The sequence below is a fragment of the Roseixanthobacter liquoris genome (genome assembly GCF_043195135.2).
Classification (GTDB): domain Bacteria; phylum Pseudomonadota; class Alphaproteobacteria; order Rhizobiales; family Xanthobacteraceae; genus NCEH01.
Genome location: NZ_CM195537.1, coordinates 1,708,550 through 1,729,858, shown reverse-complemented (window position 1 = coordinate 1,729,858; position 21,309 = coordinate 1,708,550). Strand labels below are relative to the sequence as shown.

The following is a 21,309-nucleotide window of genomic DNA, read 5'->3' as shown; positions in this document are numbered from 1 at the left end:
CGTAGCGCGGCAATCGTCCTAATCCGCCAGTTCCAGCCGCAGGTCCAGGGTGGAGCGCTTGCCGAGGTCGTCGAAATGGGCGGCGAGAAAATCCTCCGCCGCCTGGCGCCCCACGTCCCGCAGGTGCTGCAGGAACGCCCATTCGGCGTTGAGCTTGGAGGAGAGGTCGAAATCCACCAATTGATCGGAGCCGATGCGGTGCAGCCGCACCCGCCGGTAGCCCGACCCGCCCAGCGTCCAGCGCGTCAACAGCCCCTGCTCGATCAATTGGGTGGCGTGGTCGATGGCGCGCAATTGGGCGAGCAGCGAGGCGTTGAAGGTGATCTCGTTGATGCGGTTCTGGATTTCCGCCGCGGTGCGGGGCGTCTGCTCGCGCACCACGGGATTGATCTGCACCAGAACGATGTCGTCCGCGTCCACCTTCTCATAGAGCGGAAACAGCGGCGGATTGCCCATGTAGCCGCCGTCCCAATAGGGCACGCCGTCGATTTCCACCGCCTGGAACAGGAACGGCAGGCAGGCCGAGGCCATCACCGCGTCGGCGGTCATCTCCGTATGGCCGAAGATGCGCGCGCGCCCGGTGTGCACATTGGTGGCGGAGATGAACACCTTCACGTCCGAGGCGCGGATCGCCTCGAAATCCACATGGTCGTCGATGATTTCGCGCAGCGGATTGATGTTCAGCGGGTTGAAATCATAAGGAGAAAAGAACCGGCTCGCGACTTCCATGGCGAGATAGGCCGGATTCTTGGCCAGCGACCAGTTGCCCATCAGCCGGTCGAACGCCGAGCGCTGGATCGGCGACATGCGCCCGTCGCGGGAGACGTCGCGCCAGAACTGGGTCAGCGCGCCGCGCGCCTGCTCGCGGTCGCCCTTGGCGAGGCCGGAAGCGAGCACCACCGCGTTCATCGCCCCGGCGCTGGTGCCGGAAATGCCGGAGATGACCAGCCGGTCTTCCTGGAGCAGGCGATCCACCACACCCCAGGTGAAGGCGCCATGGGCGCCGCCCCCCTGGAGCGCGAGGGAGATCTGCTTGACGCCAGAGGGCTTCGCCCCCGCGCCCTTGGCGGAGGATTTCGCCCCCGCCTTGCCCGCGCCCTTGGCCTTGGTGCCCTTGGCTTTTGCGCCCTCGTCCTTCGCGCCCTCGGCCCCGCCAGCCGTGCCGCCGGGGGGTGTTTCCCCCGGAGGCAGGGTGTCGGATGCGTCGGGCCCGCCGACCTTGGACCCGGCGGCCTTGGACCCGGCGACCTTGGAACCGCCGCGCAAGCTCATCGTGCGGCCCCCGGCGGCGGCGCGATCACTCGGCGACCCAGCCGCCGTCGATCTGCTGCATGGAGCCGGTGATGGAGCGGGCATTGTCGGACGCAAGGAACACGGCGAGCGCGGCGACTTCTTCCACGGTCACGAATTCCTTGGTGGGCTGGGCGGCGAGCAGCACGTCGCGCTTCACCTGCTCTTCCGTCATGCCGCGCGCCTTGGCGGTATCGGGGATCTGCTTCTCCACCAGCGGGGTCCACACATAGCCCGGGCAGATGGCGTTGCAGGTGATGCCGAAGGTGGCGGTTTCCAGCGCGGTGACCTTGGTCAGGCCGGCGATGCCGTGCTTGGCCGCCACATAGGCCGACTTGAAGGGCGAGCCGACCAGCGCGTGGGCCGACGCGGTATTGATGATGCGGCCCCACTTCTTCGCCTTCATGCCGGGGATGGCGGCGCGGGTGGCGATGAAGGCGGCGGTGAGATTGATCGCGATGATCGTGTTCCAGGTCTCGATCGGGAATTCCTCGATCGGCGCCACGTGCTGGATGCCGGCATTGTTGACCAGGATGTCGCAGGCGCCGAATTCGGTCTCGGCGAGCTTCACCATGCCGCCGATCTCCTCGGCATTGAGCATGTTGGCGTCGGAATAGAGCGCCTTGACGCCGAAGTCGCTCTCGATCTTGGCGCGCTCGGCTTCGATGGCGGCGGCATCGCCGAGGCCGTTGATGACCACGTTGGCGCCCTGCTCCGCGAAGGCGCGCGCATAAGCGAGCCCGATACCGCTGGTGGACCCAGTGACGACAGCGACCTTACCCTTCAGCATGGTTCTATCCCTCAAGCTCGATGCGGCCGCACGCGAAACGGGGGCCGATGGCGATGGTTTAGCGGGGCGGTGTGACGCTGGCGTCACGCCGGCGTTCACGGTCCTCGCGGGCCGACCTTGCTCCCTCCGCCGTCGCGGTGCAATGCAAACGAAGACATGACGCGGCGCCCGGTCCGCGCACGCCGGCAGAGAGTGCGCGCACCGCCCCGGGGGTTCGCGGACCCGAAGGCTTGCCGCCTCGCAGCCCCCGCGCTAGAGCAGGACCAGGGACAGGCTGCGCTCAGCGCAACCGGGGGATGGCGAACCGGCGCGCAGCGCGGGTGTGCGGTGCCCTCGGCCCTGTCGGATGGGCCGGCCCTGCCAGAGGCAGGACCGCCGGATTTGCGCCGCGCGCACCGAGGATAAAGCCGCATGCATCAGACGACGGCACGCCAGATCGACCCCACCAGCGATGCCGCCATCGCCGCCAGCGTCGTGCCCCTGCCGATCGAGCAGGTGGGCGAAAAGCTCGGCATTCCCGCCGACGCGCTGTTCCGCTACGGCCCGCACAAGGCGAAGCTCTCCCAGGATTTCGTGCGCACCCTCACGGACGGCGACGGCGCCATCGCCCCGAGCCGCGCCGGGGCCAAGCCGGGCAAGCTGATTCTCGTCACCGCCATCAGCCCCACCCCGGCGGGCGAGGGCAAGACCACCACCACCATCGGCCTCGGCGATGCCCTCACCCGCATCGGCAAGCGCACCGCCGTGTGCCTGCGCGAACCCTCCCTCGGCCCCTGTTTCGGCTCCAAGGGCGGGGCGACCGGCGGCGGGCGGGCGCAGATCGTGCCCATGCAGGACATCAACCTGCATTTCACCGGCGACCTGCATGCCATCGGCGCGGCGCACAACCTGCTCTCCGCGCTCATCGACAATCACATGTATTGGGGCAATGCGCTCGACCTCGACGCGCGGCGCATCACCTGGCGGCGGGTGCTGGACCTCAACGACCGCGCCCTGCGCGCCATCGTCACCGGCCTCGGCGGCGCGCCCAACGGCTTTCCCCGCGAGGACGGCTTCGACATCACCGTGGCGAGCGAGGTGATGGCCATCTTCTGCCTCGCCAAGTCCCTGCCGGAGCTGGAAGAGCGCCTCGCCCGCATGGTGATCGGCCAGACCCGGGGCCGGCGCATGGTGACGGCGGGCGAACTCAAGGGCATCGGCGCCATGGTGGCGCTGCTGCGCGATGCGTTCCAGCCCAATCTCGTGCAGACCATGGAGCACACGCCGGCCTTGGTGCACGGCGGGCCGTTCGCCAATATCGCCCACGGCTGCAACAGCGTGATCGCCACCCGCAGCGCCCTGGCGCTCGCCGATTACGTCGTCACGGAAGCCGGCTTCGGCGCGGATCTCGGCGCGGAAAAATTCATGGACATCAAGTGCCGCCAGGCGGGCCTTGCCCCCGACGCGGTGGTGGTGGTCGCGACCATCCGGGCGCTGAAGATGCACGGCGGCGTCGCGGTGAAGGAACTCAACGGCGAGAATCTCGCCGCCGTGCACACCGGCATCGACAATCTGGTGCGCCATGTGGAGAACATGCGCGGCTTCGGCGTGCCGGTGGTGGTGGCGCTGAACCGCTTCACCTCCGACACCCCCGGCGAGGTGGAGGTGGTGCGCTCCACCCTCGCCGCGCTCGGCGTCAATGTGCACGTGTGCACCCATTGGTCGGACGGCGGCGTCGGTGCGGAAGCCCTGGCGCACGAGGTGGTGGCGCTCGCCGCGCGCCCGAACGCGTTCAGCCCGCTCTATCCCGACGACATGCCCCTGGCGCAGAAGATCGAAACCGTGGCGAAGCGCATCTACCACGCCGGCGGCGTGAGCTTCAGCGCCACCGCCGCCGCGCGCCTCGCGGAATTGGAGGCGGCGGGCTTCGGCCGCCTGCCGGTGTGCATGGCGAAGACGCAATACAGCTTCTCCGCCGACCCGAAGGCGCGCAACGCGCCGAGCGACCACATCCTGCCGGTGCGCGAGGTGCGCCTTTCCGCCGGCGCCGGCTTCGTGGTGGCGCTGGCGGGCGACATCATGACCATGCCGGGCCTGCCCTCGGTTCCGGCGGCCGAGCACATCTTCGTGGATGCGCACGGCGTCATCGGCGGGCTCTCCTGAGAGACCGCCGTCCCGCGCCCTACCCCCGCGAAAGCCCCTGCGCCTTCAAGGCTTCGAGATAGGCCGCGAAGCGCTGCTCCTGCTCCAGGCCCAGCGTGCGCAGCAGCGGCCAGGTGTAGAGCCCGGTGCCGTGGCCGTCGTCGAAGCCGAGTCGCACCGCATAGCTGCCCACCGGCTCCACCGCGACGATGCGCACCGCGCGCTTGCCGGGCACGGTGATCTTCTCGTGCGGCGCGTGGCCCTGCACCTCCGCCGAAGGGCTTTCCACCCGCAGATATTCGGCCGGCAAGGTGAAGCTGGAGCCATCGTCGAAGCTCACCTGAAGGGCATGCTTGTCGTGGATCAGCCGCACTTCCGTGGGCCATATCTCCGGCGCGGCCGGGTCGGCGGATGTCATGTCGCTCTCCTCTCGCGGCCCGTGTCGCGGCTATGATCGCCGGGGCCTATGATTTGGTGCCTCGCATACGATATAATGGAGGTTCAGGCCGGCGTCAGACCGGCCGGGCATAAAGGCGTGGGGAAGTGGAGCAGAGCGTGAGCCTAGCCTTGAGAGATATCAGCGACCGCGGCAGCGCCGCCGGCAGCGCGCTTTCGCCGCTGGTGGATAGTTTCGGCCGCGCGGTCACCTATCTGCGGGTCTCGGTGACCGACCGGTGCGATTTTCGCTGCGTCTATTGCATGTCCGAGCACATGAATTTCCTGCCCAAGCAGGATCTGCTGACGCTCGAGGAACTGGACCGGCTGTGCACCGCCTTCGTGGCGCGCGGGGTGCGCAAGCTGCGCCTCACGGGCGGCGAACCGCTGGTGCGGCGCGACGTGATGACCCTGTTCCGCTCGCTCTCGCGCCATCTCGACACCGGCCGGCTGGAAGAACTCACCCTCACCACCAACGGCTCCCAGCTCGCCCGCTATGCCGCCGATCTCGCCGCCTGCGGGGTGAAGCGCATCAATGTGTCCATCGACACGCTGGATGCGGAGAAGTTCCGTGCCATCACCCGCTGGGGCGATCTCGGCAAGGTGCTGGAGGGCGTGAAGGCCGCCAAGGCCGCCGGCATGCATGTGAAGATCAATGCGGTCGCGCTCAAGGACGTGAACGAGCACGAGATCGCTGCCATCATGGAATGGTGCCACGGCGAGGGCCACGACCTCTCCCTGATCGAGGTGATGCCGCTCGGCGAAGTGGGCACGGAGCGGGTGGACCAATATCTTCCCCTCTCCCAGGTGCGCGAACAATTGGCCCAGCGCTACACGCTCACCGACATCGATTATCGCACCGGCGGCCCGGCGCGCTATCTGGAGGTGAAGGAGACCGGCGGCCGGCTCGGGCTCATCACCCCGCTGACCCATAATTTCTGCGAGGGCTGCAATCGCGTGCGCGTCACGTGCACCGGCACGCTGTTCATGTGCCTCGGCCAGGAAGATGCCGCGGACCTGCGCGCGCCCCTGCGCGCCTCGCCGGACGACGGGGTGCTCCAGGCCGCCATCGATGCGGCGATCTTCCGCAAGCCCAAGGGCCACGACTTCGTCATCGATCGCACGACCCGCCAGCCCGCCGTCCATCGGCACATGAGCACCACCGGCGGTTAGGAAAGCATTTCCTATTGCGGCACCGGCATGGCGCACCCATGCCTGTGGCGAGGGACTTGACGCTGCGCTCCGCGCAATCGGCAACGGCGCGGAAAGGTCAAATCGGTTAGGTCTTGGGGGCAATGCCCACGAACGAGGCAGAAATGCCGAGCCGCTCCGAGACCGCCCGCGAATTCGCCAGCTCCGCCGCCCGCGCGGCGCGACAGCCCCGCCCCGCGGGAGACGCGGCATGAGCTTGCGCCTGATGTCTCCCACCATGCGCGGCATCGCGGCCATGATCGCCGCCATGATGCTGTTCATCACCAACGACATGATGCTGAAGCTCGCCACCCAGCATCTGCCCGTGGGCGAGGTGCTGGGCGTGCGCTCGGTGTTCGCCACCCTGTTCGTGCTCGGCCTGCTGGCCGCCACCGGCGAGTTGCGCCATGCGCTGGGCGCCTTCAAGCCCAAGGTGATCGCCCGTTCCAGCCTCGATTCGGCGACCACTTTCATCTATGTGATCGCGCTGGCGGTGCTGCCCATCTCCACCACCACCACCATCTATATGGCGGCTCCGCTCATCACCACCGCGCTTGCGGTGCCCCTGCTGGGCGAGAAGGTGGGGCTGAAACGCGCCATCGCCATCGCCATCGGCTTCTCCGGCGCGGTGATCGTCGCCCATCCCGACCCGGCGACCTTCTCCCTGTTCGCCATCCTGCCGCTGATCGCCGCCACCTGCGGGTCGCTGCGCGACATCGTCACCCGCGGCATCGGCGCCAATGTGCCGGGCGGCGTGGTGGTGCTCTCCAGCACGGTCGCGCTCGGCGTGACCGGCGCCGCGTTCGCGGCCTGGGAGCCCTGGAGCGTCCCGACGCTCGCCGGCGGCGCGCTGATCGTCGCGGCCGGCGCCACCTTCGCCTTCGGCAACCTGCTGCTGGTCTATGCGTTCCGCCACGCCCCGGTGCAGGTGGTTTCGCCGCTGCGCTATGTGATGGTGCCGGTGGCGCTGATCTACGGCTATTTCATCTTCGGCCATGTGCCGGACAGCTGGGCCACCATCGGCACCATCCTGGTGGTGGGCGCCGGGCTCTATTCGATCCAGCAGGAAGCCGCGCGCAGCCGCAAGGCGGACCGGGACGCCGCGGCGCTCAAGGCATCGCAGGCGGCGGCCACGGCCGCCCCAGTGATGCCGCCCGTCGCCTCGCCGATCCCGGCGGCTGCCGGCAGCGCCGTCGCGGCCCGCCTTTCGCCCCCGGCCAATGACGATGCCCCGCCCGCCAAGGCCCCCAAGGGCGGCGCGCCCCAGCCCGCCGCCATCACCCGCGAGTGCCCCCACTCCTAAAGCGGAGCATCGTCCTGCACGGGCCTGTCCCGTGCATCCACGCGGCACCATTGGTGCCGGCGTTCCAGGCCCACGCCAACGGCCCGGCGTGGATTGCATGTTGCGTCTGCCCGTCCTGTTAGGATGGGGACGCCGGCGGGCACTCCGATGCGTGGACGGGTCTGTCGACCGTGGTCATCTCGGACCCGCCGGCGTTTCGGTCGCACACGCGTACGGGAGTTGGGGGCTTTCGCCCGAATGCAATCCGGCGTGCAGACCACCGCTCAAACATGCCGGAGGGTGCCATGGACGGCAAGCTCTACATCGGGATCGACGTGTCCAAGGACTGGCTCGACATCGCGAGCCACGATGGCGGGCAAGCCGTTGGACGGGGCCTGCGCATTGCCAATACCCCGGCGGCCGTGGCGGCTTGGAGCGACACCCTCGAACCGGCTCAGATCGGCCTGGTCGCCTTCGAGCCCACCGGCGGGTACGAACGGGGGCTGCGCCAGGAGTTGGTCGCAGCCAAGCTGCCGTTCGTGCGTGTCCACCCCAATGAAGTGGGGGCTTTCCGCACCCGCTGCGGCGTCAAAGCTAAGACCGATGCCCGCGATGCCCTGTTGTTGGCTGAGTTCGCCGCGCGCGAACTCTCCCGCCGCGCGCTGGGGTGCTGTGTGGAAGGAGACCTTGCCTTGCGCGAAATGACCGTGCACCGCCGCCAGCTTGTGGATCTGCTGCAGGCCGAGCGGTGCCGCGCCGCCATTGCGCAGGCTGAAGCGGTGCGCGCCGACATAGCCGCGATCGTCGGCGCACTCGCAGCCTCCCTTGATGCCATCGAGGCGGCGATTGCCGAGCGCATCGCTGCCAATGCGGAGTTGGCCCAGCGAGCGGCAAACTTGCGCACACTGAAAGGCATCGGCCCGGTGACAGTTCATACCCTGATCGCTGAACTGCCAGAGCTGGGCATTTTGACCGGCAAGGAGATCGCTGCCCTGGTTGGCCTTGCGCCCAGAAATCGCGAAAGCGGCAAGCGCTCCGCTCGCGCCACCACAGGCCACGGACGACCCGGCGTCCGCCGCGTGCTGTTCAACGCAACTCGGTCCGCCATCCGCTGGAACGGCGTCATGCGAGACTTCTACCAGCGCCTCGTCACGCACAATAAGCGACCGGGGAAGGTCGCTCTAACCGCAGTCATGCGTAAACTGCTCGTCACTCTCAACGCCATCGCCCGCGACAACCAGCCATGGGCTCATTCCGGCACTTGACGCCCATCACGGGAGATGGCCGGGACGGGCCCGGCCATGACGACCGGCAGACGAAGACGATTGCGCACACCTGCCGTAAGGAGCCGCGGGTCTGCGCCGCCCTCACTCATAGGCGAGCGCCGCCACGGGATCGAGCCGCGAGGCCTTGCGCGCCGGCAGATAGCCGAACAGCAGGCCGGTGAGAAAGGCGCAGCCGAACGCCAGCAGGGGCGGCCCGGCGGAGAACGCCACCTGCGCCCCGAAGGCCTTCAGCAGCAGCGCGGTGCCGAGCCCCAGCACCACGCCCACCAGCCCGCCGGCGCCGCAGATCACCAGCGCCTCGGTGTTGAACTGGAGCATGATGTTGGCCCGCCGCGCGCCGGTCGCCATGCGGATGCCGATCTCGCGCGTGCGCTCGGTGACGCTCACCAGCATGATGTTCATCACCCCGATGCCGCCCACCAGCAGCGAGATCGCCGCCACCGAGCCCAGCAGGCGGGTCAGCGTGTCGGCGGTGGCGGTGGCCATCTCCAGGATCGAGGAGGTGTTGCGGATCTGGAAATCCTCGGCGCGATGGCGCTGGCGCAGCAGCACGGAAATCGCCTCCTGCGTCTCGTCGATGCGCGCCACATCCTCCACCGCCACCGTGACGGCGCCGAGGAATCTGCGGCCGAACACCCGCATGAAGGCGGTCGAGATGGGCATCAGGACGAGATCGTCCTGGTCCATGCCGAAGGCATTCGCGCCGCGCGGCGCCAGCACACCCGCCACCTCGAACGGCACGTTCTTGATGAGGATGTAACGGCCCACCGGGTTCGCCACACCGGCGAACATCACCTTCGCCACGGTCGCGCCGAGCACCACCACCGGCGCATAGCCCTCCACGTCGGCATCCGTGAACATGGCGCCGTCGCGCATGGCCCAGTCGCGCGCGGCGGTGTAGCCGGGCCCGGTGCCCTGGATCTGCGTCGCATAATCGATATTGCCGACGCGCACCGTGGCGGTGGTGGAGCGTTCCGGCGACACCGCCAGAACATTGGGAATGTCGGCCGCGATGGCGAGCGCATCCTCATAGGTCAGCGAGGCGTTGGCGCCGGTGGAGCGCACCCCCGGCGCCCCCGGCCGCACCACCAGCAGATTGGTGCCCATGGAGGCGATGCGGTCCAGCACCGCCTGCTTGCTGCCCTGGCCGATCGCCAGCATGGCGATCACCGCCGCCACCCCGATGATCACGCCGAGCAAGGTCAGCAGGGTGCGGAACAGATTGGCGTGCATGGAGCGGAACGCCATCTTCACCGCCTCGCCGAGGTCGGGCAGCAAATGGTTGCGCACCTTCATGCGATGGCTCGCGAGCGGCGGCGGCGCCGGCGGCGGGGCGGTGCGCTCATCGGAGACGATGCGCCCGTCCTGGAGACGGACGACCCGGTCCGCATGGGCCGCCACCTGCGGATCATGGGTGATCAGCAAGATGGTGCGGCCCTCGCGGTTGAGGTCCTTCAGCAGGCGCAGCACCTCTTCGCCCGAATGGCTGTCGAGCGCGCCCGTGGGTTCGTCGGCGAGGATCACCGGCGCCTCGTTCATCAGCGCGCGGGCGATGGAGACCCGCTGCTGCTGGCCGCCGGAGAGCTGGGACGGGCGATGGCCCGCCCGTTCCGCGAGCCCGAGCCGCGCCAGCAGGGCCTTGGCGCGGGAGAGCCGCTCCGCCTTGGGACGGCCGGCATAGATGGCCGGGATCTCCACATTCTCCTCCGCCGAGATGGCGGGCAGCAGATTGTAGCGCTGGAACACGAAGCCGAAGGTGCGGCAGCGCAGCGCCGCCAACTCGTCCGCGTCCAGTTCCGCGATGTCGCGGCCGAGCACGCGATAGCTGCCGCGATCCGGCCGGTCCAGGCAGCCGATGATGTTCATCAAGGTGGACTTGCCGGAGCCGGACTGGCCCATGATGGCCACATATTCGCCCGGCCGGACGGCGAGCGAGATGTCGTCCAGCGCCCGCACCACGCTCTCCCCGCTCGGATAGATGCGGCTGACGTGGGCGAGGTCGAGCACCGGCGCGTCCGCGCCTTCGCCCGAGGGCGCGGGGATATCCGCGCAAGGGGCGGCCGCGGCCGCGCCAAGGGGTCCTGCCGGAGCGCCGGCGCGCGCCTCGATGCTCAAAACGGCGCCGGGGGCATGCCGGGGCCGCGCGTCACGCGCTGCGCCGAGGGATCGGCCGAGGTGACGACCAATTCGCCTTCCTTGAGCCCTTCGGTGATCTGCACCTGGCTGCGGCTGGAAAGGCCGGTCTTCACGGCGCGGGTCTGCACCTCGCCGTTCACCAGCACGCGGACGGTGGCCTCGTTGCGCGCCTCGCGCCGGCCGCCGCCGCGGGCCACCGGGCGCACCGCGCTCGGCGGCACCAGCAGCGCATCCTTGGCGCCGCCGAGCATGAAGAACACCTGCGCGCTCATGGAGGTCATCAGCAGCCGCTCGGGGTTCGGCACGTCGATCAGGACGTTGTAGAGCACCACGTCGTTCACCGTGTCGGGCGTGGGCAATATCTGCACCACCTTGGCCGTGAAGCGCCGGTCCGGCATGCCGAGGGTGGTGAAATACACCTCCATGCCGACCTTCACCTTGGGAATGTCCGCCTCGGCCACCTGCGCCCACACCTGCATGGTGTCGAGATCGGCGACGCGCAGGATGATGGGCGCGGTCTGGTTCGCGTTCAGCGTCTGGCCCTCCACCGAAGTGATGGAGACCACGGTTCCGCCGATCGGCGCGAAGATCTTGGTATAGCCGAGATTGGCGATATCGCCGTCCAGGGTCGCCTGGGTCTGCTTGATCTGGGCCTCCAGCGCCGCGATCTTGGCTTCGCCGATGCGCACGGTGGCGGCGGCGGCGTCCGCCGTGTCCTGGCTCCCGGCCTTGACGGCGAGCAGGCGCGAGGCGCGGTCGTCGCGCAGCTTGTCGAGGTCGAGCTGGGCGCGCTGCTGGGCGAGCTGGGCCTTCAGATTGTCGAGCTGCGCCTGGTCGCCGATCACCTTGGTCTGGTAGACAGTGGGATCGATCTGCGCGACCTGCTGGCCCTTCTCAACGCCGTCGCCGATGGCCACCATGACCTTGCGCAGCTGGCCGGACACCTGGGTGCCCACGTCCACATAGGTCTTGGGCTTGATGGTGGCGAGCGCGGTCACCGTCTGCTCGATGTCGCCGCGCACCACCGGCACCGTGGCGAGGCCCGGTGTCGCGGTCGCGCCGGTGAGGCCGTAGGCATAATAGCCGCCCGCCGCCGCCAGCGCCGCGAGCGCCCCCGCGATCCACCAGGCGCGCCGCGCGCGCCGCTTGCCGGCAGGTGGCGCGAACACCCCCGCCTCTTCCGATTTCTGAAGCATCACCAATCCGCCACGCGGCCCCAAACCCGACTTCAGGCAGGATAAACGGCAGGTGACGTTAGGTTCAGTGAATTCCCTGTAACGTTAGGGCAGAAACGTTTCCGCGTATGTCCGAACGCCTCAGCTTTGGCGGGGGCGATAGGTGCCGGTCTGCGGATCGCGCACCAGCACCTGGACCTTGTCCTGCTCCGCCTGCGCGGCGGCGGGACCTTGGCCGCCGGCCGCGCGATGGGCATCCATGGTCTCGCTGACGCGCCGCCCCTCGCGCGCCAGGAACCGCGCCGCAGCCACCGCGCCCACGGCGCCGAGAAGCACGATCAGAAACGCAGGCATGGCCTTTCCCCTTGCTTGACGATCACAGCCCGTAGCGCGCCCACAGGGCCCGTTCTTCCGCAACGCCCGCGAGCCCCTGGGCGAGCCCGGCACCGGCGGCGCCGGCGGAGGGGAGCGCACTGCCCACCCCCGGCACGCGCCGGCCGAGCCAGCCGCCCGGCGCCGTGACGAGGGGCGTGCGCACCGCGCGCCCGTAACGCGCCTGGAGAATCTCCCGCAGATCGCCGATGCCGTCCGCGAGCCCGAGCGAGAGCGCCTGCGCGCCCGCCCAGAACTCGCCGGAAAACAGCATCTCGTCCTCGCCCGACAGCACCGGGCCGCGCCGCCGACGCACCAGGTCCGCGAACATCTGGTGGATCTCGCGCTGCAGGGCCTTCAGGCGCTCCACATCCTCTTCCCGCTCGGGCTGGAAGGGGTCGAGCATCATCTTGCGGGTGCCGGCGGTGTGCACGCGCCGCTCGACGCCGATGCGCTCGATCAGCTTGTCGAAGCCGAAGCCGGCGGAAATGACGCCGATGGATCCCACCACCGAGGACGGATCGACGAAGATCTCGTCCGCCGCGCAGGCGATCATATAGCCGCCGGAGGCCGCCACATCCTCGACGAAGGCGAAGACGTGCTTCTCCTTTTCCTCCGCCAGCGCACGGATGCGCTTGTGGATGAGGTGGGACTGAACCGGCGCCCCGCCCGGCGAATTGATGATGAGCGCGACCGCGGGCGCCCTCTTCACCGCGAACGCGCGCTCCAGGGTCTTGGCGACCCCGGCGAGCGTGAGGCTCTGCTGGAACGGCGCGTTCATGCCGATGGTGCCGGAGAGGCGGACCACCGGCACCGTCGTCAGGTCATCGCGCCAGCGGGCGGGCAGAAGGCGGCGAAAGCCGCTTTGCAGGGAGGCAAGAAAGGAATCGTCCATGAACACCTGTGTCGGGGCACATTCCGGTGAATTCATGGTGCGCGGTCGCGCCAGCAAGGGCAATCGCCCGTGTTGCCGCAAAGACGGGTCAACGGCATTCGATGCGGGCGGTGAAATTCTTGGCGAGATCGGCAACGGCGGACGGCTCTAACGCCTTGTCTTTGAGGTCGGATCGGGTCTCGATGCCGTTGGCGTCGAGGAAGTTCTGGGCAATCGCGCTCTTGATGGCGAAATTGACGTTCTGCGGTATATCCTTAATAGCGGAGGCGACCACCAGCGCATCGAGCTTCGACACCACAACGCCCACGATATTGCCCTTTTGATCCAGCACCGGCCCGCCGCTATTGCCGGGCTGCACCGGCGCGGAGATCTGGAGCATGCGCGTGTCGTCCGAGAGGCCGGCGGCGGCCGTGATGTTGCCGACCGTGAAATTGCCATTGCTGGCCAGCAGGCGCGAGAGCGGAAAGCCGAACACAAACACGCTGTCCCCGACGCGTGGACGTGGATTCAAGGCCGGCACTTCCTTCGGCGCGGCATCCACCTTGAGCAAGGCGAGATCATTCGTCGCGTCGCGCGCGATCAGCTGGGCGGGACGCGCGGCATCACCGACCGCCACCACTTTGAGCGCCTTGCAGCCCTCCACCACATGATTGTTGGTCAACATGTATCCGCGTTCGGACACGAAGAAGCCGGTGCCGGAGCTCTTCGGCTCGTCGGATTTAGAGCCATCCCGCCCCGTATTGCCCGCGGCTTCGGCGGGGCGCCCTTCCGCGCGCGCCGCGACGGCCAGATCCTTCTGGCAATCGAGCAGCGCCTCGATCGCCGCCATGGAGCCGGACAGTGAAAGCTGAGCGATGGTCTTACGACCATAAATCACATAAAGCGCGCCGGCGCGGGCTATATCCACTACGAATTCGCGGACCAGATCCTCCGCAAGCAGAGCGTTTTCGCGGGCCAATTGAACCCCCTTGAAATCGCCCCGCCAGCGGCCCTCGCCCCGTGCCGTCAGCTGCAATTCATACTGATCGCCGGGAACGATCGATTTCCACTTGGGATTGGAAAGGCCGAAGAAGGCCTTGCTCTTGGTGCTGCCGAAGCCCATCCAGACCGTCGTGCGGTCTTCATAGGTGGCGGCGGCGATGCAGCCGCCCATGCCGGTGCTGAGCCCGATGGTCCAGCCTCTAGTCTTGCCGATCACCTCATCGATATTGAGGGCGGCCCCTGCCTGCGCCTGCCCCGCTCCCCCGGCCCAGCCGAGCCAGAGCACAGCGAAGAGGGCGATCCAGCGCGCACGATCGCGGACCCACCGGAGCACGGCGCGGCTCACGGCTTACTCGCGGTCGGGATCGAGCCGCCTTTGCCGGCGAACGGATCTTCATCGACCGCCGCAACATCCGCAACGGGCGCGGATTTCGACTTCTGGGTCTTGGCCTTCGCGGATTTCGGCTTTTTCGGCGCAGCGGTGCCCGCCCCTGCCATGGCGCCGAGCATCGCCGCGCCCATGACGGCGCCCATGACGCCAAGCGCAGTGCGGCGCGCATCCGCATAGGCCGGGGCATGCATCATCGGCGAGACGCCGAGAACGAAAGCTAAGGCAACGACTTTCCCGCACTTCCACTTCAAGGGGTTGCTCTTCGACATGGCTCTCGCCCCCGCCCAGCTGGCCACACATATGCTGAACGGAATGATAGCGACGGCCCGGACGCCACGTAAGGGACTTCTTCGGGGTTGCAGAATATTTCCACCGCATCCAGATCCGGATCCGCTCACGCCAGCAGCGCCTGCCCCTCCCGCAACACCGCCTCGGCCTCGAGTGTGGGGGCGCCGTCCGCCCCGGCGAGGATCAGGCCGGGCAGGATTGCCGGCGCGGTGCGGCGGCCCTTGATGGCGCGGGCGATCAGCCGCACCGCCGGCGCCTCGGGCCGGGGATGGACCGGCAGCAGCCGCACGGCGCCGAGCCGGCCCTCCAGTGCCGCGAGTAGCGTGGAAAGATCCTCGGGCCGCAGGATCATGGCGAGCGTGCCGCCCGGCGCGAGGCAGCGATAGGCGGCCGTCGCCCAATCCCTCAACGTGTGCGACTGCGCCATGTGCGCCCGCGCGCGGCCCGCATCGGGCGAGGTCTGGTGGGCGTCCGTGGCATTGAACGGCGGGTTCGCCAGGACAAGATCGAGGCTTTCGGCCAGGGGAAGCGGCGGCCCGCCGGGACGCGCGAGGGCGAGAACATCGGCGCACACCACGGCGCAGCGCGCCGCGAAGCCGTTCGCCGCCGCGTTCCGCCCGGCGAGGTCGGCAAGCGCCGGATCGATCTCCACGAGCACCGCCTCGGCATGCGGCAGGCGCAGCAGAGCGGCGAGGCCCGCGCTGCCCACGCCGGCGCCGAAATCCGCGAGGCGGCGGGTCTCGCGCGGGGCGGCGGCGGCGAGCAGGATGGCGTCATGGCCGACGCGATGGCCCTTTTCCGGCTGGCACAGCACGAGCCGCCCGCCCAGCACGCGGTCCTGTGTCACAGCGGGTGGCAAATGCTCGGGGCTCATGCGGCGCAGCCTAAGGCGCATCCCCCGTTCGGGGGAACGGGCAAACACCCCATCTCATTGTTCAGGCGCGTTTTCTTTACGTAAACCGGCATCCGCGTCGCGCACCAACGCGCTAGTCGCACAGCACGTCGCCGAGGCCCGCATCTCGCAGCAGGCGGCGCCCCTGCGCGAGATCCTCGTCCAGCACCAGGACCCGGCGGGGAATGACGCCGATGGAGCCTTCGAGCGCGCTCACATAGCTGTCCGCGACCATATGGCCGATATCGGCGGCGGTCAGCAGCGCCTCGATGGCGGAAATCAGCACCAGATCATTGGTCCGCACCAGATCGCGCATCAATTCTCCGTCGGATTTGCGCCGCGGCGGCGTTCCGGGTACGCCTCACGCTTGCACGGCACCCTCCGCCATCCCTATGGTGCCGCCCACAGAATGACAAGCGGGAGCGTTTCTTGGCCGTCGTCCTTCCGTTCGAGCCGACCGATCCATCCATCGACGCCCTCGTCCGCCTCGTGAAGGGGGACATGGAGCGCGTGAACGCCACCATTCTGGCCCGCACCGGCTCGGACGTGGCGATGATCCCCGAAGTGGCGAACCACCTCATTTCGGGCGGCGGGAAGCGGCTGCGCCCCATGCTGACCCTCGCCTGCGCCGCGCTCAGCGGCTATCGCGGCGAAGGCCATGTGAAGCTCGCCGCCTCGGTGGAGTTCATGCACACCGCCACCCTGCTGCATGACGATGTGGTCGACGAAAGCGACATGCGGCGCGGCAAGCTCGCCGCCCGCAAGCTCTGGGGCAATGAGGCGAGCGTTCTGGTGGGCGACTTCCTGCTCGGGCAGGCGTTCAAGATGATGGTGGAGGTGGGCTCGCTCCAGTGCCTCGACATCCTCTCCAATGCCGCCTGCGTGATTGCCGAGGGCGAGGTGATGCAGCTCGCCGCCGCCAAGAACACCGAAACCTCCGAAGACGATTATCTCGCCGTGATCCGCGGCAAGACGGCGGAATTGTTCGCCGCCGCCTGCGAGGTCGGGGCGGTGCTGGGCGCGCGCCCGAAGCCGGAGCAGAGCGCCTGCCGCTCCTACGGCATGAATCTCGGCATCGCCTTCCAGCTCGTGGACGACGCGCTGGATTATGGCGGCAGCCAGGCCAAGCTCGGCAAGAATGTCGGCGACGACTTCCGCGAGGGCAAGATCACCTTGCCGGTGGTGCTCGCCTTCCGGCGCGGCGATGCGCAGGAGCGCGCGTTCTGGCAGCGCAGCCTGGAGCAGAATGCCTGCGACGATGCCCAGCTCGACCAGGCCATCGGCCTGCTCACCAAGCATCGGGCGCTGGTGGATACCATCGAGCGGGCGCGCCATTATGGCGCCATCGCCAAGGACGCGCTCGCCCTGTTCCCGCCGGGCGGGGCCAAGGATGCGCTGATGGAAGCCGTGGATTTCTGCATTTCCCGCGCCCACTGAGGCGCGCGGCCCTCTGGCGCGGGCGGCGCCCGGCAGCCGGAGCGGGCCGCGCCGGCGTCACAGGGCCGTGAAACACGGCGCCCCCGTCGCGCGCCGCTGAAAACGCGGTTCCGCGCGCCCCGTGCGGGTGGCAGGATGATACTATGTCGGAGGACATGGGGCCGCGCGATTCATGACAACCGTCTATGCTCCGGTCGGGGATTCGAGCTTCCTCGACACCAATGCGTTCCAGCTCGCCACCGACCAGCAATTCGCCGACGCCCGTGCCGGGCTCAACACCGCCGGCATCTTCGGGTCGCTGTTCGGCGCGACCTCGGTCACCGACGCGACCGGCACCGCCCCGCTGCTGAACGTCGCCCTCACCCTGAACCGCACCGTTCCCGACCAGCAGGTCGAGGCCCTGCTGAACAGTCCGTGGGCCGAGCGGCAGCTCGCCCTTGCCGACCAGGCGAGCGTCTGGAACACCTATGGCGCGGATCCGGCGGTCTACCAGTCGGTGCTGAACTACATCACCGATCCCGCCAACGGCCTCGGGCCGGGCGCGCTGCTGACCGGCGCCGACTACATCTCCTCCGCGCAGTCGCGCACCATCTGGCTCCAGCTCACGCCGAGCCAGTTCGGGGCGCTGTTCGGCACGCCGATGCTCAAGGTGGACGTTTCCGGCGGCGCGCCCTTCATGGCCTGGAGCGGCAATCTCTCCCTGCCCGCGGCGATCTCCGCCAATGTGGCCGGCCTGTGGGTGGACCAGAACATCATCGTCGAGACCCCGGCGGTGGCCTCGGGCGTCGGCACCTATACGCCGCAAGAGGGCTATCAGGGCACCGGAAACGGCGGCATCGAGCAGACCTCCGCTCCCTCGGTGATCGGCGACACCTATAATTTCCCGCCCCACGGCACGCACACGCCGGCGATCGCGCTGATCGAGCCCGGCATCCAGGACCCGGCGGCGCTGCTGAGCGCGCTCAACGCCTACCGCCAGTCGCTGAATCTCGCGCCGCTGACGGCGGAGCAGTTCCAGGTGCTGCCGGGGGCCGATCCCTCCGCCGGAGCCGGGGTGATCGAGGAAACCGCGCTCGACATCTCGGTGGTGGCCGCCGCCGCGCCAAACAGCACGCAACTCCTCTACAGCTTCTTCGGCGGCACGCATTTCACCGCCTATCAGCAGGCGATCTGGGACTTCGCCAACGATCCGGGCATCCTCACCTCGTCCTTCCCGGAATATGCCCAGGCGAGCCCGGATTCGCCCTTCTACCAGGCCTATAGCGACCTGCTGACCGACGGCGCGCTGCGCAACATGTCGATCTTCCTGTCCTCGGGCGACGGCGGCTCGCAGGATCAATACGGCAACGGCATGCCCATGGTGCGGCCCTCCCACACGGTCTCCACGGCGATCGTGGTGGGCGGCACCTCCATCAGCACGCTCGCCTCGGCCCAGTCCGACCCGACGCTCGCGACGGGCGACCCCGCCACCGACCTGGTGGCGCAGGTGATGACGCCCGATCCCAATCTCGACCTGCTGATGGCGATGACCGCCGCCGGGCTGAAGACCTTGCCCACCAACATGGTGGCGAACAACGACCAGACGCCCACCGACCCGCTGATCCGCCTGTTCGAGACCACCTGGAACGCCTATTACATCAATTACAACAAGGACGGCCTCGGCACGTTCGACCCGGGCTATACGTCCAACGACGCCAGCAGCGGCGGCGTGGACATCACCCAGGGCACGCCCGCCTACCAGACCGACTTCGGCCTTACGCCCACCAGCACCATGGGCACCGTCGCGCAGGCCGGACGCGGCTCGCCGGACGTTTCGGCGCTCGCCTCGGGCAATGCCTATTATTTCGTGCTGAACAATTATTACGTCGTCGACCCCGCGCCCGAGAACCTGACCCAGGGCGATGGCGGCACCAGCGCCGCGACGCCGCTCTGGGCCTCGCTCACCGCCCAGATCGACGCGATCTTCCACAACCAGGGCCTGCCGCGTCTCGGCTATTACAACGACCTGCTCTATATCGCCGCCGCCATCGCGCCGGGATCGTTCAACGACATCTCGCTGGGCGACAACATCTCCACTTATTACCAGGTGCCGGAAGGCACCCCCGGCGCGGTCTACGACAAGGCGTCGGACACCTATGTCATCCCCACCGGCCTCGGCTTCGACGCCGAGACGGGCTATGATTATACCACCGGGCTGGGCTCGCCCAACGGGCTGCTGCTGGCGCGGGCGCTCACCGCCATCGCCCATACGGAGTTTCATTCCGAGGCGCCGCCGGTGCTCGGCATCCTGGATGCCACCCATGCCGTAAGCGATGCGGCCCAGACCTTGCTGGTGCAATCCTCCGGGCTGGACGGCAGCTTCGCCCTCTCCGTCGGCGGGCAGAGCGTCACGGGCATGGGCGGCGGCGGGGATCTGGCCTGGACCAGCCGGCTCGCCCAGCAATCCCTGCAAAGCGATTTCGATCCCGCCCTCGTGCGCGCGTTCGACGGCATCGCCCAGGCGACGCCCGGCTCGATCCATGCGGCGAGCGGCGCCGCCCTCTCCGCCTCCGCGGGCGGCGACGCGCTGGCCTTGTATCAGGCCGCGCTGACCTCGGCCTTCGGCTTCGCCTCCTTCGGCACCCAGGACGGCAGCGTGACCCTCGCGCGCCCGGTCGCCATCGCCGACACGGCCGGCGGCGCCGATGACCAGCACGCGGTGGTGCGCGTGCGCCAGAACGGCGCCGACGAGACCCACCTCACCCTCTACAAGGTGGACGACCTCAACGGCGACATCGGCGCCCTTGCGCCGGGCTCGGCCGGCTATGCCGAGGCGGCGCAGGCCCGCGCCTATCACACCGTCGACGGCCAGACCGCCATCGACAGCCCGGGCTGGGGCAATTATGCCCAGACCGAGATTTCCGGCGTCAATGCCGGCGACATCATCGCCATGAAGCTCACCAACGGCGCCAACACCTTCTGGGCGTTCGCCCAGGCCAACGAGCAGGTGGGCGGGGCCGGGGTCACCCATCTGTGGAGCTACGGGCTCAACACCTGGGGCTGGGAGGATCTCGCGGGCGGCGGCGACCGCGATTACAATGATTTGATCGTGCAGCTGGACTTCACCAGCACGAGCGGCGACGGCTGGCTGATCTGAGCGCTCAGCCGCGCGGGCCGAACACGATCACCGCCGCGCCGGCGAGGCACAAGCCGGCGCCGATGGCGTCGAACCGGTCCGGCCGCACGCCCTCCACGCCCCACATCCAGGCCAGCGAGCCGACGATATAGATGCCGCCATAGGCGGCAAACGCCCGGCCGGCGGCGGCCGAATCCACCAGCGTCAGCGCGCCGGCGAAGACCGCGAGGCTCGCGAAGCCCGGCACCAGCCACCAATGCGAACCATCGCCGCGCACCACGTGCCAGAAGGCGAAGCAGCCGGCGATCTCGGCGATCGCCGCGACGATATAGGCAAGCAGGGTCATCGCAGCACCGTGGGGCGCACCCACCAATCGGGATGGGCCGCGCTCACGGCCTTGGCGAGGCCGGCGGCATCGCGGCAGGTGTCGGTGAGCGCGAACACGGTCGCGCCCGAGCCGGACATGCGCACGAACCGGGCGCGGGGATCTGCGTGCAACATGGCCCTCACGCCCAGGATCTGCGGCGCCACGATCTGCGCCGGCGGCTCCAGATCATTGGGGGTGCGGGCGAGAAAATCCAGCAGCGCGGCGCGCCCCGCCGGCACCGTATCCGCATGGGCCGTGCCGGGCAGGTCCTCGCCCGGTTGCAGGCCGAGGGCGCGGAACACGGGCGCGGTCGGCACCGCCACCCGGCAATTCACCAGCACCGCCGGCAACGGCGGCAGATCGAGCGCGGGCGAGAGCCGGTCGCCCACCCCGCGCATCATGCGGGCGCGCGGCGCGAGGCAGACCGGCACGTCCGAGCCCACCACCCGCGCGGCGTCGAGAAGGCGGGGATCTTCCGGATCGAGGGCATTGAGCTGGGCCAGCAGGCGCAAGGCGGCCGCCGCATCGGAGGAACCGCCGCCGATGCCCGCCGCCACCGGCAGGCGCTTCACCAGATGAAACCGCCCGAGCCGCAGGCCGCTGACCCGTTCCCGAAGGGCATCGGCCGCGCGGATCACCAGATTCTCGTCCTGGGGACCGGCGGCCGGCGCCGTGGGTCCCGTGACTTCGAGGCCGAACGCCACATCTGGCGTTAGGGAAAGCAGGTCGGCTGCCCCTGCGAAGCTCACGAGACTCGCGAGATCGTGAAACCCGTCCGCGCGCCGGCGCAGGACGCGCAATGTCAGATTGACCTTTGCCGGAGCGCGCGCCACAAGCTTTTGCATGATTTTGGCTTATGGCGCGC

General features: G+C 68.8%; 19 protein-coding genes. 6 read left to right on the top strand and 13 right to left on the bottom strand.

The window, feature by feature from the left end:
* Positions 1–18 precede the first annotated feature (18 nt).
* Positions 19–1,272, bottom strand: a complete 1,254-nt coding sequence (locus V5F84_RS07665) for a patatin-like phospholipase family protein (protein ID WP_394044193.1) — start codon at positions 1,270–1,272, stop codon at positions 19–21.
* A 25-nt stretch (positions 1,273–1,297) separates the two neighbouring features.
* Positions 1,298–2,080 (bottom strand): 3-hydroxybutyrate dehydrogenase, encoded by a 783-nt coding sequence (locus tag V5F84_RS07660; RefSeq protein WP_394044194.1) that lies wholly within the window; start codon positions 2,078–2,080, stop codon positions 1,298–1,300.
* Between the two features lie 411 nt (positions 2,081–2,491).
* On the opposite strand from V5F84_RS07660, the gene V5F84_RS07655 reads away from it, so the two are divergent.
* On the top strand, positions 2,492–4,222 hold the full coding sequence (locus tag V5F84_RS07655) for a formate--tetrahydrofolate ligase (protein WP_394044195.1): 1,731 nt from the start codon (positions 2,492–2,494) through the stop codon (positions 4,220–4,222).
* A gap of 19 nt (positions 4,223–4,241) precedes the next feature.
* Here the strand turns inward: V5F84_RS07655 and V5F84_RS07650 are convergent, their stop codons facing one another.
* Entirely contained in the window at positions 4,242–4,619 is a 378-nt protein-coding gene (locus V5F84_RS07650; protein WP_394044196.1) for a gamma-butyrobetaine hydroxylase family protein, read from the bottom strand.
* A gap of 149 nt (positions 4,620–4,768) precedes the next feature.
* Between V5F84_RS07650 and moaA the strand changes: the two genes are divergently transcribed.
* The 3 genes from moaA (at position 4,769) to V5F84_RS07635 (ending at position 8,374) form a co-directional block, all read left to right on the top strand.
* Complete coding sequence (gene moaA / locus V5F84_RS07645; protein WP_394044197.1) at positions 4,769–5,809, top strand: GTP 3',8-cyclase MoaA; 1,041 nt, start codon at positions 4,769–4,771, stop codon at positions 5,807–5,809.
* A gap of 229 nt (positions 5,810–6,038) precedes the next feature.
* Positions 6,039–7,130, top strand: a complete 1,092-nt coding sequence (locus V5F84_RS07640; protein ID WP_394044198.1) for a DMT family transporter — start codon at positions 6,039–6,041, stop codon at positions 7,128–7,130.
* A 284-nt stretch (positions 7,131–7,414) separates the two neighbouring features.
* Positions 7,415–8,374, top strand: a complete 960-nt coding sequence (locus V5F84_RS07635) for an IS110 family RNA-guided transposase (RefSeq protein WP_509277093.1) — start codon at positions 7,415–7,417, stop codon at positions 8,372–8,374.
* Between the two features lie 102 nt (positions 8,375–8,476).
* Here the strand turns inward: V5F84_RS07635 and V5F84_RS07630 are convergent, their stop codons facing one another.
* From V5F84_RS07630 to V5F84_RS07595, 8 genes are all read right to left on the bottom strand, one after another.
* The gene (locus V5F84_RS07630; protein ID WP_394046221.1) at positions 8,477–10,402 is read right to left on the bottom strand and encodes a MacB family efflux pump subunit; all 1,926 of its coding nucleotides are present in this window, start codon (positions 10,400–10,402) and stop codon (positions 8,477–8,479) included.
* A gap of 104 nt (positions 10,403–10,506) precedes the next feature.
* The gene (locus V5F84_RS07625) at positions 10,507–11,727 is read right to left on the bottom strand and encodes an efflux RND transporter periplasmic adaptor subunit (protein ID WP_394046219.1); all 1,221 of its coding nucleotides are present in this window, start codon (positions 11,725–11,727) and stop codon (positions 10,507–10,509) included.
* Positions 11,728–11,847: 120 nt separating this feature from the next.
* The gene (locus V5F84_RS07620) at positions 11,848–12,060 is read right to left on the bottom strand and encodes a hypothetical protein (protein WP_394046217.1); all 213 of its coding nucleotides are present in this window, start codon (positions 12,058–12,060) and stop codon (positions 11,848–11,850) included.
* A 22-nt stretch (positions 12,061–12,082) separates the two neighbouring features.
* Positions 12,083–12,973, bottom strand: a complete 891-nt coding sequence (locus V5F84_RS07615) for a S49 family peptidase (RefSeq protein WP_394046215.1) — start codon at positions 12,971–12,973, stop codon at positions 12,083–12,085.
* An 88-nt stretch (positions 12,974–13,061) separates the two neighbouring features.
* A complete protein-coding gene (locus V5F84_RS07610; RefSeq protein ID WP_394046213.1) occupies positions 13,062–14,288 on the bottom strand; it encodes a S1C family serine protease in 1,227 nt (408 codons plus the stop codon).
* An 8-nt stretch (positions 14,289–14,296) separates the two neighbouring features.
* Complete coding sequence (locus tag V5F84_RS07605) at positions 14,297–14,641, bottom strand: hypothetical protein (protein ID WP_394046211.1); 345 nt, start codon at positions 14,639–14,641, stop codon at positions 14,297–14,299.
* Between the two features lie 98 nt (positions 14,642–14,739).
* Positions 14,740–15,507 carry a tRNA1(Val) (adenine(37)-N6)-methyltransferase gene (locus V5F84_RS07600; RefSeq protein WP_394046209.1) on the bottom strand — a complete coding sequence of 256 codons (768 nt, stop codon included), beginning with the start codon at positions 15,505–15,507 and terminating at the stop codon, positions 14,740–14,742.
* A gap of 112 nt (positions 15,508–15,619) precedes the next feature.
* The gene (locus tag V5F84_RS07595; protein WP_394046207.1) at positions 15,620–15,841 is read right to left on the bottom strand and encodes a putative signal transducing protein; all 222 of its coding nucleotides are present in this window, start codon (positions 15,839–15,841) and stop codon (positions 15,620–15,622) included.
* A 113-nt stretch (positions 15,842–15,954) separates the two neighbouring features.
* Here V5F84_RS07595 and V5F84_RS07590 point away from each other — a divergent pair, with 113 nt between their 5' ends.
* Positions 15,955–16,962: a polyprenyl synthetase family protein gene (locus V5F84_RS07590; protein ID WP_394046205.1), complete on the top strand. Its 1,008-nt coding sequence runs from the start codon at positions 15,955–15,957 to the stop codon at positions 16,960–16,962.
* Positions 16,963–17,134: 172 nt separating this feature from the next.
* Positions 17,135–20,098: a DUF4114 domain-containing protein gene (locus tag V5F84_RS07585; RefSeq protein WP_394046203.1), complete on the top strand. Its 2,964-nt coding sequence runs from the start codon at positions 17,135–17,137 to the stop codon at positions 20,096–20,098.
* 4 nt (positions 20,099–20,102) lie between these two features.
* On the opposite strand, the gene V5F84_RS07580 is transcribed toward V5F84_RS07585, so the two are convergent.
* Both V5F84_RS07580 and V5F84_RS07575 read right to left on the bottom strand, forming a co-directional pair.
* Entirely contained in the window at positions 20,103–20,423 is a 321-nt protein-coding gene (locus V5F84_RS07580) for a YnfA family protein (RefSeq protein ID WP_394046201.1), read from the bottom strand.
* Positions 20,420–21,289 carry a 4-(cytidine 5'-diphospho)-2-C-methyl-D-erythritol kinase gene (locus V5F84_RS07575; RefSeq protein ID WP_394046199.1) on the bottom strand — a complete coding sequence of 290 codons (870 nt, stop codon included), beginning with the start codon at positions 21,287–21,289 and terminating at the stop codon, positions 20,420–20,422. The genes V5F84_RS07580 and V5F84_RS07575 overlap by 4 nt, the downstream gene beginning before the upstream one ends.
* Positions 21,290–21,309: the final 20 nt, after the last annotated feature.

Excerpts from the sequence above, each read along its gene's own strand:
- V5F84_RS07665 (WP_394044193.1), bottom strand. The coding sequence starts at position 1,272 with ATGAGCTTGCGCGGCGGTTCCAAGGTCGCCGGGTCCAAGGCCGCCGGG.
- V5F84_RS07660 (WP_394044194.1), bottom strand. The coding sequence starts at position 2,080 with ATGCTGAAGGGTAAGGTCGCTGTCGTCACTGGGTCCACCAGCGGTATC.
- V5F84_RS07655 (WP_394044195.1), top strand. The coding sequence starts at position 2,492 with ATGCATCAGACGACGGCACGCCAGATCGACCCCACCAGCGATGCCGCC.
- V5F84_RS07650 (WP_394044196.1), bottom strand. The coding sequence starts at position 4,619 with ATGACATCCGCCGACCCGGCCGCGCCGGAGATATGGCCCACGGAAGTG.
- V5F84_RS07640 (WP_394044198.1), top strand. The coding sequence starts at position 6,039 with ATGAGCTTGCGCCTGATGTCTCCCACCATGCGCGGCATCGCGGCCATG.
- V5F84_RS07635 (WP_509277093.1), top strand. The coding sequence starts at position 7,415 with ATGGACGGCAAGCTCTACATCGGGATCGACGTGTCCAAGGACTGGCTC.
- V5F84_RS07625 (WP_394046219.1), bottom strand. The coding sequence starts at position 11,727 with ATGCTTCAGAAATCGGAAGAGGCGGGGGTGTTCGCGCCACCTGCCGGC.
- V5F84_RS07620 (WP_394046217.1), bottom strand. The coding sequence starts at position 12,060 with ATGCCTGCGTTTCTGATCGTGCTTCTCGGCGCCGTGGGCGCGGTGGCT.
- V5F84_RS07615 (WP_394046215.1), bottom strand. The coding sequence starts at position 12,973 with ATGGACGATTCCTTTCTTGCCTCCCTGCAAAGCGGCTTTCGCCGCCTT.
- V5F84_RS07600 (WP_394046209.1), bottom strand. The coding sequence starts at position 15,507 with ATGAGCCCCGAGCATTTGCCACCCGCTGTGACACAGGACCGCGTGCTG.
- V5F84_RS07595 (WP_394046207.1), bottom strand. The coding sequence starts at position 15,841 with ATGCGCGATCTGGTGCGGACCAATGATCTGGTGCTGATTTCCGCCATC.
- V5F84_RS07585 (WP_394046203.1), top strand. The coding sequence starts at position 17,135 with ATGACAACCGTCTATGCTCCGGTCGGGGATTCGAGCTTCCTCGACACC.
- V5F84_RS07580 (WP_394046201.1), bottom strand. The coding sequence starts at position 20,423 with ATGACCCTGCTTGCCTATATCGTCGCGGCGATCGCCGAGATCGCCGGC.
- V5F84_RS07575 (WP_394046199.1), bottom strand. The coding sequence starts at position 21,289 with ATGCAAAAGCTTGTGGCGCGCGCTCCGGCAAAGGTCAATCTGACATTG.